Source organism: Vulcaniibacterium gelatinicum (assembly GCF_008033445.1).
In the GTDB taxonomy this organism is placed as follows: Bacteria; Pseudomonadota; Gammaproteobacteria; order Xanthomonadales; family Xanthomonadaceae; genus Vulcaniibacterium_B; species Vulcaniibacterium_B gelatinicum.
This window is the reverse complement of the sequence record NZ_VNKO01000021.1, coordinates 1-15,116: the sequence shown is the minus strand read 5'-3', so window position 1 is coordinate 15,116 and position 15,116 is coordinate 1. Positions and strand designations below refer to the sequence as shown.

The 15,116-nt window shown below is 67.5% G+C and carries 14 protein-coding genes and 1 pseudogene; 2 read left to right on the top strand and 13 right to left on the bottom strand.

From position 1 onward, the window contains the following. Positions 1-79: 79 nt before the first annotated feature. Complete coding sequence (locus tag FPV26_RS11290; RefSeq protein WP_147653987.1) at positions 80-1,129, bottom strand: FecR family protein; 1,050 nt, start codon at positions 1,127-1,129, stop codon at positions 80-82. Next, a complete protein-coding gene (locus tag FPV26_RS11285; RefSeq protein WP_147653986.1) occupies positions 1,107-1,694 on the bottom strand; it encodes an RNA polymerase sigma factor in 588 nt (195 codons plus the stop codon). Before FPV26_RS11285 ends, FPV26_RS11290 begins: the two co-directional genes overlap by 23 nt. A gap of 28 nt (positions 1,695-1,722) precedes the next feature. On the opposite strand from FPV26_RS11285, the pseudogene FPV26_RS12880 reads away from it, so the two are divergent. Both FPV26_RS12880 and FPV26_RS12875 read left to right on the top strand, forming a co-directional pair. Then, a pseudogene (locus FPV26_RS12880) lies at positions 1,723-2,559 on the top strand (cyanophycinase); the annotation flags it as partial. Positions 2,560-2,739: 180 nt separating this feature from the next. After that, positions 2,740-3,735 carry an isoaspartyl peptidase/L-asparaginase family protein gene (locus tag FPV26_RS12875; RefSeq protein WP_246109280.1) on the top strand — a complete coding sequence of 332 codons (996 nt, stop codon included), beginning with the start codon at positions 2,740-2,742 and terminating at the stop codon, positions 3,733-3,735. Between the two features lie 141 nt (positions 3,736-3,876). Here FPV26_RS12875 and FPV26_RS11275 read toward each other — a convergent pair whose 3' ends face one another. The 11 genes from FPV26_RS11275 to FPV26_RS11225 form a co-directional block, all read right to left on the bottom strand. Next, positions 3,877-4,149 (bottom strand): hypothetical protein, encoded by a 273-nt coding sequence (locus FPV26_RS11275; protein ID WP_220429088.1) that lies wholly within the window; start codon positions 4,147-4,149, stop codon positions 3,877-3,879. A gap of 95 nt (positions 4,150-4,244) precedes the next feature. Then, positions 4,245-5,396, bottom strand: a complete 1,152-nt coding sequence (locus FPV26_RS11270) for a S1C family serine protease (RefSeq protein ID WP_147653984.1) — start codon at positions 5,394-5,396, stop codon at positions 4,245-4,247. A 24-nt stretch (positions 5,397-5,420) separates the two neighbouring features. Then, a complete protein-coding gene (locus FPV26_RS11265) occupies positions 5,421-6,365 on the bottom strand; it encodes a zinc metalloprotease HtpX (protein WP_246109278.1) in 945 nt (314 codons plus the stop codon). Then, positions 6,362-6,859, bottom strand: coding sequence for a heat resistance protein PsiE-GI (gene psiE-GI / locus FPV26_RS11260; RefSeq protein ID WP_147654023.1), 498 nt, complete (start codon positions 6,857-6,859; stop codon positions 6,362-6,364). Before psiE-GI ends, FPV26_RS11265 begins: the two co-directional genes overlap by 4 nt. After that, positions 6,856-7,098: a hypothetical protein gene (locus FPV26_RS11255; RefSeq protein WP_220429096.1), complete on the bottom strand. Its 243-nt coding sequence runs from the start codon at positions 7,096-7,098 to the stop codon at positions 6,856-6,858. The genes psiE-GI and FPV26_RS11255 overlap by 4 nt, the downstream gene beginning before the upstream one ends. Before the next feature lie 3 nt (positions 7,099-7,101). Beyond that, positions 7,102-7,542: a heat resistance system thioredoxin Trx-GI gene (gene trx-GI / locus FPV26_RS11250; protein WP_033980488.1), complete on the bottom strand. Its 441-nt coding sequence runs from the start codon at positions 7,540-7,542 to the stop codon at positions 7,102-7,104. Further along, complete coding sequence (gene ftsH / locus FPV26_RS11245; protein ID WP_147653982.1) at positions 7,539-9,419, bottom strand: ATP-dependent zinc metalloprotease FtsH; 1,881 nt, start codon at positions 9,417-9,419, stop codon at positions 7,539-7,541. Before ftsH ends, trx-GI begins: the two co-directional genes overlap by 4 nt. A 27-nt stretch (positions 9,420-9,446) precedes the next feature. Next, positions 9,447-10,877, bottom strand: coding sequence for a cardiolipin synthase (gene cls / locus FPV26_RS11240; RefSeq protein ID WP_147653981.1), 1,431 nt, complete (start codon positions 10,875-10,877; stop codon positions 9,447-9,449). Positions 10,878-10,894: 17 nt separating this feature from the next. Beyond that, positions 10,895-13,744 carry a heat shock survival AAA family ATPase ClpK gene (gene clpK, locus FPV26_RS11235; protein ID WP_147653980.1) on the bottom strand — a complete coding sequence of 950 codons (2,850 nt, stop codon included), beginning with the start codon at positions 13,742-13,744 and terminating at the stop codon, positions 10,895-10,897. 95 nt (positions 13,745-13,839) lie between these two features. Next, positions 13,840-14,409: an Hsp20/alpha crystallin family protein gene (locus FPV26_RS11230; RefSeq protein WP_147653979.1), complete on the bottom strand. Its 570-nt coding sequence runs from the start codon at positions 14,407-14,409 to the stop codon at positions 13,840-13,842. A gap of 35 nt (positions 14,410-14,444) precedes the next feature. Then, a complete protein-coding gene (locus tag FPV26_RS11225; protein WP_147653978.1) occupies positions 14,445-14,726 on the bottom strand; it encodes a helix-turn-helix domain-containing protein in 282 nt (93 codons plus the stop codon). Positions 14,727-15,116: the final 390 nt, after the last annotated feature.

Below are 15,116 nucleotides of genomic sequence, written 5' to 3'. Positions count from 1 at the left end.
CTTTCTCTCCCGTGCCGGGACGGCACGCCCATCCTGCTGTGACGAACGAGGCGGCCGTTGCCCCCATCCCGGGGAAGCGTCAGCGCGCGTACAGCACGATCCGGTCCGGGTGCCGCTCGGCGCGCACCGGGAAGCCCTGCTCCAGCAGCCCGACGAAGGCGTCCAGCCCGGACCAGCGGAAGTGGCCGCCGATCCGCAGCTGCGCCACCGCCGGATCGGCCAGCTCCAGGCGGCGCAGGTTGAAGCGGTTGAACTCGGCCGCCGCCTGTTCCAGCGGCGTGTCGTCGAAGACCAGGAAGCCGTCGCGCCACTCCAGGTAGCGCTGCGCCTCCTCCACCGGCAGGCTGCGCACCAGCACCCCGTCTCCGCCGGCGGTGGCCACGCTGCCGGCCGGCAGCAGCGACACCGGCCGCGGCGCGCCGGCGCCGGGCAGGTCCTCCAGGCGCACCCTGCCCTCGGTCACCACCACCCGCAGCGCCCCGGCCTCGCGCCTCACCGCGTAGCGGGTGCCCACCGCGACGGCGCGGTAGCCGCCGGCCTCCACCGCGAACGGGCGTGCCGGGTCGCGCGCCACCTCGAACAGGGCCTCGCCCTGCTCCAGCACCACCCGGCGCTGGCCGCGGTCCAGGTACACGGCCAGGCGGGTGCCGCTGCTGAGCGTGGCGCGCGAGCCGTCGGCCAGCGCCACCTCCCGCACCTGGCCAACCGCGCTGGCGTAGTGGGCCTGCTGCCGGCCGGACAGCTGCCAGGCGCCCCAGCCCGCGCCGGCGGCCACCGCCAGCGCCAGGCAGGCGGCCAGCCGCCGCGGCCAGCGCGCGGGCCGGGACGGGGGGCGCGGGGCGAAGCGCAGCGCGCGCAGATCGGGCACCGGCGATGCGGCCGGGGCTCCGTCGCCGGCAGCCCAGCGGCCGCGCTCGGGCACCTGGCCCGGCGGCAGGCCCGCGGCCAGCGCGCGCAGGCGCCCGGCCTGCTCCCAGACCGCATGCAGGCGCAGCCAGGCCACGCGGTGCTCGGTGCGCTGCTCCAGCCAGGCCTCCAGGGCCTGCTGGTCGCGCGCGCTCCACGCGCCCGATTCGCGCCGCGCCAGCCACTGCGCGGCGGTGCGCTCAATCGTCCTGCTGTCGTCCATGGCCTTCCTCCAGGGGCGCGGCTGCGGCCGGCGCCCCGCGCCCACGCGCCGGGTCGCCGCCGAACAGGTGGTCGGCGATCAGGCGCATGCCCTTGGCCAGGTGCTTCTCCACGGTCCTCCCATTGATGCCCAGCCGCCGCGCGACCTCCTGCTGCGGCAGCTCCTCCACCCGTCGCAGCCACACCACCTCGCGGCAGCGGTCCGGCAGCGCGTCCAGCGCCTCCACCAGGCGCCGCAGCGCCTGGCGGCCGCCGGTCCAGCGCTCGGGGCAGAGCTCGTCGATGGGGTAGACGTTCGAGGACTCGAAATCCCCCATCGGCTCGATCGACACCACCCGGCTGCGGCGCACCCGGTCGGTCATCAGGTGGCGCGCGGTGGCGAACAGGAACGCCCGCGGCGAGGCCGGGCGTTCGCGGCGGGCGGCCTCGTAGACCCGCGCGTAGACCTCCTGGCGCAGGTCGTGCAGCTCGTCGCGGTGCGGCCAGCAGCGCTGCAGGTATCCGGCCAGCGCGCGCTCGTGCACCAGGATCTCGCGGACGAACCATGCGTCGAGGTCGTTGAGCATGGCCGCACTCTAGCCCAGCGATGGGGGCATGCGCGCGCCGGTTCGTCTAGTACCTTGGTGCAGGCCGCGGCACGGTGCCGCGGACGGATCCGTTGTGGGAGCAGGTGCGATGAGCAGACGCGTGGGTACGGTGTGGAAGCTGGCCGGGCTGGCCCTGGCCTGGGCGCTGGCCGCCTCGGCGGCGGCGGCCGAGTACGGGCATTACCTGGTCGGCGACCGCACGGCCAGGACGCCCGGCAAGGTGCAGCCCGGTCTGCTGCTGATGGGCGGCGGCGACCGCAACCACGACGCCCTGCGCTGGTTCACGGCCAAGGCCGGCCATGGCCACATCGTGGTCCTGCGCGCCTCCCAGGGCGGGGAGATCGGCGAGGAGTTCCACAACGAGGTCGGCGGCATCGCCTCGGTGGAGACCTTCGTGTTCCACGACCGCGCGGCGGCCTACGACCGCGCCGTGCTGCGCGCGCTCAGGCGCGCCGACGGCATCTTCATCGCCGGCGGCGACCAAGCGCGCTACGTGCGCTTCTGGCGCGGCACGCCGGTGGCCGCGGCGCTGGAGGCGCACGTGCGCGCCGGCAAGCCGCTGGGCGGCACCAGCGCCGGCCTGGCAATCCTGGGCGAGTACCTGTACGGGGCGATGGACGGCGGCAGCATCACCAGCCCGCAGGCTCTGGCCGATCCGCTGGGCGATGCGATCACCATCGAGACCGGCTTCCTGCGCCTGGCCCTGCTCGAGGGCGTGCTCACCGACACCCACTTCGGCGAACGCGACCGCCTGGGCCGGCTGCTGGCCTTCCTGGCCAAGGCCGAGGCCATGGCCGGCCGGCCGCTGCTGGGGCTGGGCGTGGACGAGGACGCGGCGGTGGCGGTGGAAGCCGACGGCCGCGCGCGCGTGTACGCCTCCGCGCCGGGCGCCGGCGCCACCGTCGTGCGCGGCCCGCTGGCCGCGCAGGCGCAGGACGCACCGATGCGCCAGGAACGGGTGCAGGTGCTGGTGGCCGGCCCGGATTCGGTGCTGCACCTGCCCTCGGGCGAGGTGGAGAACCCGCTGGCGCGGCGCGACTTTGCGGTGCGTGACGGCGTGCTGGTGGCCCTGGACCGGCCGCTGCTGGTGGTCCACGGCGGCGCCGGCGTGGAGCCGGGCGATCTCACCGCGGAGGAGGAGCAGGCCGCGCGCGCGGCGCTGGCCGAGGCGCTGCGCGCCGGCTACGCGCGGCTGCAGGCCGGCATGCCGGCGCTGGACGCGGTGACCGCGGCGGTGACCGTGCTGGAGGACGCGCCGATGTTCAACGCCGGGCGCGGCGCGGTGTTCACCCACGACGGCCGCAACGAGCTGGACACCTCGATCATGGACGGTGCCAGCGGCCGCGCCGGCGCGGCGGCGGGCCTGCACCGCGTGCGCAACCCGATCACCCTGGCGCGGGCGATCATGGAAAAGTCGCGCCACGTGATGATGGTCGGCGACGGCGCCGAGCAGTTCGCCAGGGAACAGGGCATCGCCCTGGTGGATCCGTCCTACTTCCGCACCGAGAAGCGCTGGCGCCAGTTGCAGCAGGCGCTGCAGGACGACAGCAAGCCGCACGCGCTGCACTCGGACGCACCGGCCAGGGCCTACTTCGGCACGGTGGGCGCGGTGGCGCTGGACGCCGATGGCCGCCTGGCCGCCGGCACCTCCACCGGCGGCATGACCAACAAGCGCTACGGCCGCGTGGGTGACTCGCCGATCATCGGCGCCGGCACCTGGGCCGACGCACGCTGCGCCGTGTCCGGCACCGGCTGGGGCGAGTTCTACATCCGCACCGCCGCCGCGCACGAGATCTGCGCGCGCGTGCGCCTGTCCGGCAGCAGCCTGGCCCGCGCCGCCGACGAGGTCATCAACCGGCTGGTCCCGCAGGCCGGCGGCGACGGCGGCGCGATTGCCCTGGACGCGCAGGGCAAGGCCGCCTTCCCGTTCAACACCGGCGGCATGTACCGCGGCTGGATCGGCGCCGACGGCGTGCCGCACGTGGCCATCTGGCGCGACGAGCCGCTGCCGCTGCCCTGAAGCCGCGCTCCTCCCGCCCGGCGCGGGGTGCCGGGCGGGCCTTCCGGCACGCGCAGGTGGCGTGCCTGGCCTGTTCACACGGGATCCCCACGGCGGCCTGAACGGACGGCGCGCAGGCTGAAGGGTCAGAGCCGGCGGCAATCAGCGATCGATGATGGCTCGCTGCTCATCCCACAACAGCGGCGTCCCCGACGCCAGATCAAACAGGGTGACGTGATTCGGCAGCGTATCGTCCAGGATCGCGGCCACGATGTCCGGCGCCAGCGTGGTCAGGTTGACCATCCGGCTCACGTAGCTGTTGTCGATCTCCTCCCGCGCGGCGATCTCCTTCAGTGACGTCGCTTTCCCCGACTCCAGCATGGCCAGCCAGCGGTGCCCCCTGGCCAGCGCCAACTGGAGCGGCGTCGGTGTCATATCCCACGGCCTTACGGGAGCGGTTTCGCCGTTCGGCAGCGTGATCAGCTTGCGCCCGCTGCGCCGCTTGATCCCCAGAAGTCCTCAACTCCAGATCAGGCGCCAGGTTGCAACTCCACGCGCACTTCCCGTGGTTTACCGGCCCGCTCAACTGACAAGACCACAACATCTCCTACCTTTCGCTCGTCAAGCCGTGCGAGCAGTTTGGCGACATCGTCGACGGGAGCGCCGTCTATGCCTGTGATGCGGTCTCCCGGCACGATACCTTCGGGGCCAACGGTGATACCGCTCAGCCCCGCCTTTTGCGCCGCTGAGCCAGGGGCGACGCGGAGCACAAACACGCCTTGGGTGCCGGTCAGCGCCTGCAATCGGCGGTTGAGCTGCTCGTCTACCTCGATCCCAAGCGCCGGACGGATGTATTTGCCGGTCTTGATGAGTTGTGGCACCACACGCATGACCGTGTCCACCGGCACGGCGAAGCCGATCCCCGCCGATGCACCGGAAGGGCTGTAGATCGCTGTGTTGATGCCGATCAGGCGGCCGGCCGAATCGAGCAACGGCCCACCCGAGTTGCCGGGGTTGATGGCGGCATCGGTTTGAATCAGGTGTTCGATGGTCACTCCGCCAGATTCCCCGGGCAGCGATCGATCGAGCGCGGACACGATGCCGGTGGTGAGTGTCCAATCCAGGCCGAAGGGGTTGCCGATGGCGAATACCTTTTGTCCCACCTTGAGGTCTGCGCTGGTGCCGACCGGAACGGCGGGCGGGCGCTGGAAACCGACGCCGATTTTGAGCACCGCGATATCGTGGGCCGGACTCACGCCGACCAGCGCGGCTTGGTAATCGCGGCCGTCGGCCAGTTTGACAGTGGCCTCCGACGCCCCCTGAATCACATGAAAGTTGGTAACGACATGACCGGCGTCATCCCAGATGAAACCCGAACCCGTCCCGCGCGGCACGGAGAAGACATTGCGCGTCCAGACGTCGCGCACCAGCTGCGCGGTGGTGATGTAGACCACCGAGGCGCGTGATTTTTCGAACAGTTCGATGGTGGCCTGTTCGTCAGCGGCCAGATCGCCACGCGGCGTGACGGTGCGCTCAGCGGCTTGGCGCGGGCTGAACCAGGCTTCGATGGCGGGCAGGAACTGCCACAGCAGCATGAGCGTGGCAATACACGCGGTGATGAAGAGCCAGCGCCGGATGAAGGGATCCGGTGCGGGGCGTGGGTACGGGTCAGGGTAGGCCATGAGAAGTCTCCTGTTGATAGACAATCAGCGCCATAGCCCGCTCGGGCGCCAGCGCGGCGGGCGCGGCGTCACAGCGGATTCCGGCAAGAAATGGGGCGCGTGAAACGGCAAGGCTGTTGCTGGTCCAGGCGCCAACGTCAGCAGGCGTGAGATGCGATCTTGCGTTGCCGGATGCGTGCGCAACCAGGAAGGCTCGGGATTGCCCCATCCCGGCCACAGCCAGGCACGCCAGGAGCGGCTGACCCGCTCGATTTTCGCCAGCGCGGACGCCAGCCCTTGCGGGTCGCCGGTCAGTTCCGCCGCGAGGCGGTCAGCGTCGAACTCACGCACGCGAGACAAGCCGAGCTGTGCGAGCAGGGCCAGCTGGGGCGAGGCGGCCAGCAGAAGCAGTCCAGGCCAATTGACCGCCACCGCGCCGGCCAGCAGTGCGGGCAAGCTGAACACAATAGCGATCTGTCCGACCATAGCCAGCAGGCTCGTGAGGCGACTGACGGAATCCGCCAGCCCCATGACACGCATATCCTCATTAGCGATGTGCGCGACCTCGTGCGCTAGCACACCCGCCAGTTCGCGCGGACTCAGGTTGCGCAGCAGGCCATCGGTGAGGGCGATCGATGCATGCTGCTTCGAGCCGGTGGCGAAGGCGTTGACGACGGCACTGGGCACGTAGTGCGGCACCGGCGTGGCGGGCAAACCGGCACGGGCGGACAGCTCGCGCAACAGGGCCCAAATTTCCGGGGCTTCGTGCGGGCGCAAAGCCCGTGCGCGGTACAGGCGCAAGGTCAAGGCGGATGCGGCTGCCGGTTCCAGCAACAACGTGCCTGCAACTGCAAACAGCGCGAGCCACAGGCCGCTTTCCCCGAACAGCAGGCTTCCTGCGGCGGCTGCGATCCCGACCAGGGTCAGGACCAACAGCCCGGTCTGCAGGCGGTTGAGCCAGCGGTGTTGCAACAACGCCGCGCGGGTCACTGGGATGATGACGGGTCATGCTCAGATGTCTCGGCGGCACGGTCGTCGCGCTCGCGCATCAACCAGTAAGTGACACCGAGCGCCAGTGTGGCTCCTGCAAGCGCGGCGATCTTGCCAGGGCTGGCCTCGGGGTCGAGGATCACGAACTTGCGCGCCAGCGCAATCAGGCCGATGAGGATCACGGTCTTGACCTGGATGATGCTGTCCCGGCGCAGCGCCACGCGCACGATGGAATGTTTGAACTCCATCGCGATCAAGAGCGTCATGATCATGCCGAACACGCTCTGGAACACCTTGTGGTCCAGGGGATTGAAGGCATCGAGGACCAGCAGCGTGAAGACGATAGAGATGAGCTGGAACAGCGACACCACGATGATGACGGCAATCACCGCCGACAGCACGAGGGCGACGACCTGCTCGAAGCGCTCGTATAAACTCATGACGGCCCATTGGTCACGCAAGACCTGAAATGGATTGCGGCCTGTTGACTTCATGCAGATGGACTCCATGCGAAATTGTCGCTGTCGGGACGATGGCGCATTGCACTGATGTTTCGTTCGACTATCTCGGCCGGCATGTCCAGCGCCGACATTACCTGTTCCGTCAACCCAAGGGCTGCGGCAAAGGACTGCTGATAACCCAGCAAGGTGGGTACTCTGAACGCAGCCGTCACCACGGCCGCCACACTGCACCCCACTAGCAATATCAGCGTGACGCTCAGCAGGCTCTGCATCGATCAGCGCCCAACCTGCGCCTTTGCCCAGCGCACGATGTCCTGCGCGCCCATGGCGCCCGCCTGACGCCCGATCTCCCGCCCACCTTGGAACAGGGCCAGCGTCGGAATGCTGCGGATACCGAACTGCGCGGCCAGGTGCGGCTCAGCCTCGGTGTTCACCTTCGCCAGCCTGATCCAGGGTTCGAGCTGGCGCGCCGCTTGCTGAAACTGCGGTGCCATCATCTTGCAAGGCCCGCACCACGGCGCCCAGAAATCGACAAGCAAAGGAAGATCGCTGCGCTCCACGTGGCGCCCGAATGTCGCCGTGGTCAACTCGATGGGCTCGCCCGTGAACAAGGGCTGCTGGCAGCGGCCACAGTTAGGTTGATCCGCGAGCTTGGCGGCCGGCACACGGTTGATGGACTGGCAATGCGGGCAGACGATGTGAAGGTGTTCGCTCATGGTGTGGCCCCTTGGGATGTAGAGAGTGAGGTTTCGGACTGGGGGGGCGCCGACTCGCGGGATTCGGACTTCAGCCCCTGGGTCAGCTGACGGATGTCGTTTTCGTCCAGGGTTTCCCGCGCCAGCAGTTCGCGCGCGCAGCGCTCCAGCACCGCGCGGTTGGTATCGAGAATCCGGTAGGCGCGCTCGAACACGCCCATCACGATGTCGCGGATCGCCTGATCGATGCGCGCCTGGGTGGATTCCGCCACCCGGCAACCACCTTGGGCCAGCTCGGGGACGTCGAGAAAACGCGGCCGCTGCGCCTCAAACGCGATGTAGCCGAGTCCCTCGTCCATGCCAAAGCGGGTGATCATGTCGCGCGCGATGTCGGTGGCCCGCGCCAGATCGTCTGCGGCACCGGTCGACAGTTCGCCAAACACCAACTTCTCTGCGGCGCGCCCGCCCAACAGCACGGCGATCTTGTGCTCCAGGTCGGCGCGCGTCATCAGGAAGCGGTCTTCGGTGGGGCGTTGCAGCGTGTAGCCCAGCGCGCCGATGCCGCGCGGGATGATCGAGATCTTGTGCACGGGGTCGGTGCCGGGCAGCGCCAGCGCCACCAGCGCATGCCCCATCTCGTGATAGGCCACGGTTTCCCGCTCCTTGGGATTGAGCACGCGGTTCTTCTTCTCCAGGCCCGCCACGATGCGCTCGATGGCGGCGGTGAAGTCCTGCAACTCCACGGCGGACGCTTTGCGCCGGGTCGCGGCCAGCGCGGCCTCGTTGACCAGGTTCGCGAGGTCTGCACCCGAAAAGCCCGTGGTCAGCGCGGCTACCTGTTCGAGGTCTACATCCTGGGCCAGCGTCACCTTCTTGACATGAACCTTCAGGATGTCCAGCCGCCCCTTCTTGTCGGGCCGGTCCACCAGCACCTGACGGTCGAAGCGACCGGCGCGCAGCAGCGCCTGGTCGAGGATTTCGGGGCGGTTGGTGGCGGCGAGGATGATCAGCCCGACCGAGCTGTCGAAGCCGTCCATCTCGGTGAGCAGCTGGTTGAGGGTCTGCTCGCGCTCGTCGTGGCCGCCGATGGGGCCGCCGACGCCGCGCGCGCGGCCCAGCGCATCGAGCTCGTCGATGAAGATGATGGCCGGCGCCTGCCCGCGGGCCTGCTCGAACAGGTCGCGCACGCGCGCTGCACCCACGCCGACGAACATCTCGACGAACTCCGAGCCTGAGATGGAAAAGAACGGTACCCCGGCCTCGCCCGCCACGGCCTTGGCCAGCAGGGTCTTGCCCGTGCCGGGCGGGCCAACCAGCAACACACCTTTCGGGATGCGCGCCCCGAGCCGTCCATACTCCTGCGGATTCTTGAGGAAATCGACGATCTCAACCAACTCCGCCTTGGCTTCATCGACGCCAGCGACATCGGCAAAGGTCACGCCAGTGTTCTTCTCCATGAACACCTTGGCGCGGCTCTTGCCGATGCTCAGGAAGCCGCCCATGCCCTGCTTCTCGGCGAAGCGGCGGAACAGGAAGAACCAGACGCCGAAGAAGGCCACCGCCGGCAGAATCCAGGAGAGCACATCACGTAGCCAGGTGTTTTCCACCACCCGCGCGTAAGGCACGTCGTACTTGGACAGCCGCTCGGCCAGGTCGGGTTCGACACGGGTGGCCACGATGGTGGTCTTGCCCTGGCTGTCCGGCGATTTCAGGCGCCCGGTGACCGTGCGGTCCGACACCAGCACTTCGGCGATGCGCCCCTCGGCCAGCGCCTTCTCGAATTCGCTGTAGGGCACGGGCTCGACGGTCTTGGCCGCCTGCCAGTAGTTCTGCAGCGTCAGCAGCAACAGGCCGGCGACGATCCAGTAGCCAATGTTCCATTGATCTTTCTTTTCCATGAGCAATGTTCCTCGCAAGTCGTGTCGCTAGAGAATGGGGGTGAACAGACGGGCCACCCCGTCGCGCAAGCGGATGGCCAGCGGGCGGGCGCGCAACGCCTTCGCCGATATCTCGCCCGACGCATCACGGGCGGCATCAAAAAGGGATTCCAGCCGCGTAGACAGCGCGGTGTCGTACACCTCCACATTGAACTCGAAGTTGAGGCGCAGGCTGCGCGCATCCCAATTGGCCGAACCCAGGCAGCACCACTGGCCGTCTATCAGCATCAGCTTGCTGTGGTCGAACGGGCCAGGCCGTTCGAAGATGCGTACACCGTGCTCCAGCACCTGCCAGTAGTGGGCGCGCGCGGCCCATTGCACCGTGGGATGGTCGCCGTTTGCGGGCGTCAGCACCTCGACGCGCACGCCGCGCAACGCGGCCGTGCTCAGCGCCGCGATCATCGGCTGATCGGGCACGAAGTAAGGTGTCCAGATGCGCACCGAATGCTTCGCCGCGCTCAAAGCGCCCATGAAGGTCCAGCGCATCCTGTCCAGGGCCTCATCGGGACCGGCCTCGATGCCGCGCGCCCAAGAGGTTCCTTGCTCATCAGCCGTTGTGGGCGGTTCGCCCCAGAAACCCTTGCTGAGCCGCTCGCCCGTGGTATCGCACCAATCATCGGTGAAGCACCGCATCAGATGCGCAACCACCGGCCCGCGCAGACGAAAGTGCAAATCGTGACAGGCCTGCTCCGGCGCATCGGGCCGCCAATACGGGCTGAAGATGTTCATGCCGCCGGTGAAACCCGTCTCGCCATCGATCACCAGCAGCTTGCGGTGATTGCGCAGATGCGCGGCATGCAGGCGCGCGGGAATCAACGTCGGGTTGAACGTCGCCGCCGGAACACCGGCGCGTTGCAAGGCGCGGTAGGCGCTGCGGGGCCTCCAGCGGGCATAGACGTCGTCGATCAGCACCCGCACTTGCACGCCGCGCTCATGAGCCCGGCGCAGCGCATCGACGAACTGCGCCCCGATGCCTTGGCTGTCGAAGATGTACGAAGCCAGCGCGACGCTGTGCCGCGCCGATTCGATGGCGGCGAGCATGGCCGGGTAGGCCTGCTCGCCATCGACGAGCGGCTCGATGCGGTTGCCGCCGGTCAGCGACTGGCCGGTGGCGCGTCCCACCAGGTGGGCCAGACCGGCAAGCGGCGGCGATACAGCCTCGGGCATCGTGGGCGACAGGTCCTGCTGAACAGCAGGATCTGCCCCCGGGAAGAGCCGCCGCGCGCGCCGCTGGTAGCGGTTAATACCGAACAGCAAGTACAACAGCGAACCGCCCAGCGGCAACAGCGCGATCAGCAGCACCCACAGCGTGGCCGATCGAGGGTCACGCTTGTAGATGACCGCGTGCCCTGCCGCCGAAATGGCGACCGCCAGCGACACGAGGGTGGCTGCCCATGTCAGCCCGTTGGGGTCGGACACGACAGCCTCCCCATGACTCAAGATTCGCCGCCCGCTGACTTCTTCTTGCGCGCAGGCTTGCTCGCGTCGCTCGGCGGCGTCTCGGCCACGTTCGCGGCATCGGGCTTCTCAGGCTCGGCCGGCTTCGCGGGTGGCTCCTGGCGCTCGAAGACCACCCGTTCGGCCTTGTCGTCCCAGCGGGCGCTGACGTGATCGCCCTTGCCGATACCGCCACCCAGCATCTCACGCGCCAGTGCCGTCTCCAGCTCGCTGCGGATCAGCCGCTTGAGCTCACGCGCGCCGAACTCGGGCTTGTAGCCTTCCTCCGCGAAGTGATCGATCAAGGTCTGATCGAAGGTCAGCGTCACGCCCTGGCTGGCGGCGTTGCGGGCCACACGATCGAGCTGCAGGCCGACGATATGGCGGATCTCCTCCTTGCCCAGCGCATGGAAGACGATGATCTCGTCGATGCGGTTGAGGAACTCGGGGCGGAAGTGTCCGCGCAGCACGTCCATCACCTCGGCCTTGGTCTTCTCGTATTCCTCGCCGGCGGCGCCACGGGCCTTCAGCCGACGCTGGATGATGTCCGAGCCCAAGTTCGAGGTGGCGATGATGATGGTATTGGTGAAATCCACCACCCGGCCCTTGCCGTCGGTGAGCCGCCCGTCGTCGAACACCTGCAGCAGGATGTTGTAGACGTCGGGGTGAGCCTTCTCGATCTCGTCCAGCAGCAACACGCTGTAGGGCTTGCGACGCACCTTCTCGGTGAGCTGGCCGCCCTCGTCATAGCCCACATAACCCGGAGGCGCGCCCACCAGGCGTGCCACGGTATGGCGTTCCCCGTACTCGGACATGTCGATGCGCAGCAGCGCACCTTCATCGCCATAGATGGACTCGGCCAGCGCCTTGGCGAGCTCGGTCTTGCCCACGCCGGTCGGCCCGAGGAACAGAAAAGTCGCCACCGGCTTGCTGCCTTCGCGCAGGCCCGCGCGCGACAACCGCACGGCATCGGCCACCGCGCGCACCGCTTCGTCCTGGCCCACCAGGCGCTCGTGCAGCCGCTGCTCCAGATGCAGCAGCTTCTCGCGTTCTTCCACCGTCAGCTCGTTGACCGGAATGCCGGTCAGGCGCGAGACGATCTGCGCGACATGCTCGGCCTTGACTTCGGCGCTGCCCGAGGCGCGCTCGCGTTCCCATTCCTCGACGAGCTTCTTGAGTTCGGCTTCCTTGGCCTCGATGCGCTTGCCAAGTTCAGCAGCCTTGTCGTACTGCTTGCGTGCCGCCACATAGTCCTGCTCACGCCGCAGCTGGTGCAGTTCGGACTCCAGCTCTTGCACCGCCACCGGGCGGGCCGTGGCCGACAGCTTCACGCGTGCGGCTGCCTGGTCGAGCAGATCGATGGCCTTGTCGGGCAGAAAGCGGGCGGTGATGTAGCGGTCGGACAACTCGGCGGCGGCGATGATCGCATCCTCGGTGATGCTGACCTTGTGGTGCGCCTCGAAGGTGTCGCGCAGGCCGCGCAGGATCATCATGGTCTGCGCCACGGTCGGCTCGGGCACCATCACCGGCTGGAAGCGACGCTCCAGCGCGGCGTCCTTCTCGATGTACTTCTGATACTCGTTGAGCGTGGTAGCGCCGATCAGGTTCAGTTCGCCGCGCGCCATCATCGGCTTGAACACGTTGGCCACGTCCAGCCCGCCTTCGCCGCCACCCTGGCCTGCACCGACGATGGTGTGCACCTCGTCGATGAAGAGAATCAGCTCGCCCTGGTGCTCGGTCACTTCCTTGAGCACCTTCTGCACGCGCTCCTCGAACTCGCCGCGGTACTTGGCGCCGGCCACCATGGCGTTGATGTTGAGTTCGACCAGACGCTTGTCGCGCAGCGTCTCGGGCACTTCGCCGGCGACCATGCGCTGCGCCAGCCCTTCGACGATGGCGGTCTTGCCGACGCCGGGCTCGCCGATCAGCACCGGGTTGTTCTTCTTGCGCCGGGCCAGCACTTCGATGGTCGTCTCGATCTCCTGCGCGCGGCCGATGACCGGATCGAGCTTGCCCTCGCGCGCCATCTTGGTGAGGTCGCGCGAATACTTGTCGAGTTCCGGCGTGTTGGTCGGCGTCGAGGCGCGGCCATCCTCGGCCCCTTTGCCGACCACCTTGCTTACCTGCTGGCGCAGCGCTTGCGGCGTGAGGCCGTAACGGCGCAGCAGGTTGGCCGCCAAACCTTCGCCTTCCTCGGCGAGCCCGATCAGGAAATGCTCCGGCCCGACATAAGAGTGGCCGAGTTCGTTGGAGGCCACGAAAGCACGGCTGAGCGCGTCCTTGACCCGGGGCGACACGCCGATCTCGCCCTCGAACGGCTTATCGCCGCGCTTGGCTTCGGATTCGATCTGGCGCTTGAGGTCATCGACCTTGATCTTGAATTGCCCCAGGATGGTCTTGACCACGTCGCTGTCGGATAGCGCCAGCAGCAGGTGTTCGGTATCGACTTCGGCGCGCCCGAACTCTGCAGCGTGTCGGGCGGCCTCCTGCAATAGGGCCTCGGACTGTTCGCTGATACGGCTGGCGAGCCCACTGCCGCGACGGCGCGCGGTGCCCGTACCGGCCGGGGCGGGTTCGCCGAACGAGGCATCGACCACCTCGTCGGTATCGGCCGCCATGGACCGCGCGTCGTCACCGATGCGGAAGAAGTCGCTGCCAAGGAAGTCTTCGAACAGCCCGCTGCGCGAGCCGAACAAGGCTTCCAGCGGTGAGACGGTGCGCTTTTGCTGGCGCACCAGTTGGCGATAGTGATCGTCACACAACAGCATGGTGCTGTGGCGACCATTGAGATTGGCTTCCACCCGCACCGTGGCGGGCTGGCCGCAGACTTGGCATTGCTTTCTGACCATGCTGATGCTCCTTGAGAGGACTGATTTGACGAGGCGCCGAAGGTCACGGCGCCTCGACCTTCACCTGGTTTTTTCGGAGGACGAGCCGATCGGCGTCAACCGTTGATCGGGATCGAGCGCCCCTGCTTGGGGGCACTGGCCTCGCGCTTTTCCATCGTGATCGTGAGCACGCCGTTCTTGAAAGCGGCCTTGATCGTGTCCTGGTTGGCATCGGCCGGCAGGTTCAGAGCGCGCTGAAAGCTGCCGTAGGAGCGCTCCACCCGGTGGAAACCACCGTCTTTGCTTTCCTGCTCCTGACGCTTTTCACCGCGCACCAGCAGCACGTCGTTGTCGAGCGTGATCTGGATGTCCTTTTCCTCTACGCCGGGAACCTCCAAAGAAATCTTGTACTGCTTGTCGGTTTCCTGGATGTCCAGCGCCGGTTTCAGCAGGCCCGGCCACTCCGACGGCCAGCGTGGCATGGCCAGTGTCGGGAAACCGAAGCCTCGAAACGCGTCGTCGAACAGGCGATCGATCTCGCGATGCAATTGCAGGAGGGGACTGACGGGCCCACCCGCCACCGGCAGGTCATAGCGCTGCACCGGCAGCGAGGCAGTGCTCTGTTGTTCTTCCTGCTCCTTCTTGAACCAGTTCCAGGGAGCCAATTTCTTGAAATCAATGTCCATGTCACACCTCCAGAAGAAAAATTGAAGACTCTCGCTCACTCCGTTTGCCTGCGGCGACGGACAGCGCGCCCAGACGACACGGAGTGTTCCGCTGACTTTGGCTGCTCATCTGTGCGTATCACCTCCTTCATTCTGCCTGCTTGGATCTGATCATTGATCCATCGATCGATTTCACTTTGACGAAACCGCCATGTCCCGCCGACCTTGAAGGCCGGAATCTCCCCGTGCGAGGCGAGCCGGTAAAGCGTCCGCTTGCCGACTTTCAAGTAGGCGGCCAACTCGTCGAGTGTGAAGATCGCCTGCTGGCGCGCTGTCATACCACCCCCACAAGTTCCGTCGTCACGCGGCCTCGCTCGAGGAAATTCTTGCAAGACTTTGCAAGATATTGCGCCTAACATGCCGAAAGTCAAGAGTCAACATCCAGCGACCTGCTGGGCGATTGATGTGACTCAAATCTTCAAGGACGGTATGCCAGGGCGGGCCGGTCCGGCGCAGGGGACAGTGGGTTGATCGGGACCTTGCGGGCGCCGCCCACGGCCGCAGATCAAACACCGATCCTCACGTTGTAACCGAGCGCCCGAGAGGTGGCCCCGTTTGTTTGAACAGCTCAGCCCGGTTCGATAAGTGGATTCCTGCCGGGGTTACGCAGCCTTGGGCAACGGCTGCGGTTGCGGTTTGAAGTAGACCTGATCGGGTGTGCGTCGATC

Coding starts and splice junctions, on each gene's coding strand:
- clpK (WP_147653980.1), bottom strand. CDS start 13,744: ATGGTCAGAAAGCAATGCCAAGTCTGCGGCCAGCCCGCCACGGTGCGG.
- FPV26_RS11230 (WP_147653979.1), bottom strand. CDS start 14,409: ATGGACATTGATTTCAAGAAATTGGCTCCCTGGAACTGGTTCAAGAAG.
- FPV26_RS11225 (WP_147653978.1), bottom strand. CDS start 14,726: ATGACAGCGCGCCAGCAGGCGATCTTCACACTCGACGAGTTGGCCGCC.
- FPV26_RS11290 (WP_147653987.1), bottom strand. CDS start 1,129: ATGGACGACAGCAGGACGATTGAGCGCACCGCCGCGCAGTGGCTGGCG.
- ftsH (WP_147653982.1), bottom strand. CDS start 9,419: ATGGAAAAGAAAGATCAATGGAACATTGGCTACTGGATCGTCGCCGGC.
- psiE-GI (WP_147654023.1), bottom strand. CDS start 6,859: ATGAAGTCAACAGGCCGCAATCCATTTCAGGTCTTGCGTGACCAATGG.
- FPV26_RS11255 (WP_220429096.1), bottom strand. CDS start 7,098: ATGCAGAGCCTGCTGAGCGTCACGCTGATATTGCTAGTGGGGTGCAGT.
- FPV26_RS11275 (WP_220429088.1), bottom strand. CDS start 4,149: ATGACACCGACGCCGCTCCAGTTGGCGCTGGCCAGGGGGCACCGCTGG.
- FPV26_RS11285 (WP_147653986.1), bottom strand. CDS start 1,694: ATGCTCAACGACCTCGACGCATGGTTCGTCCGCGAGATCCTGGTGCAC.
- trx-GI (WP_033980488.1), bottom strand. CDS start 7,542: ATGAGCGAACACCTTCACATCGTCTGCCCGCATTGCCAGTCCATCAAC.
- FPV26_RS11270 (WP_147653984.1), bottom strand. CDS start 5,396: ATGGCCTACCCTGACCCGTACCCACGCCCCGCACCGGATCCCTTCATC.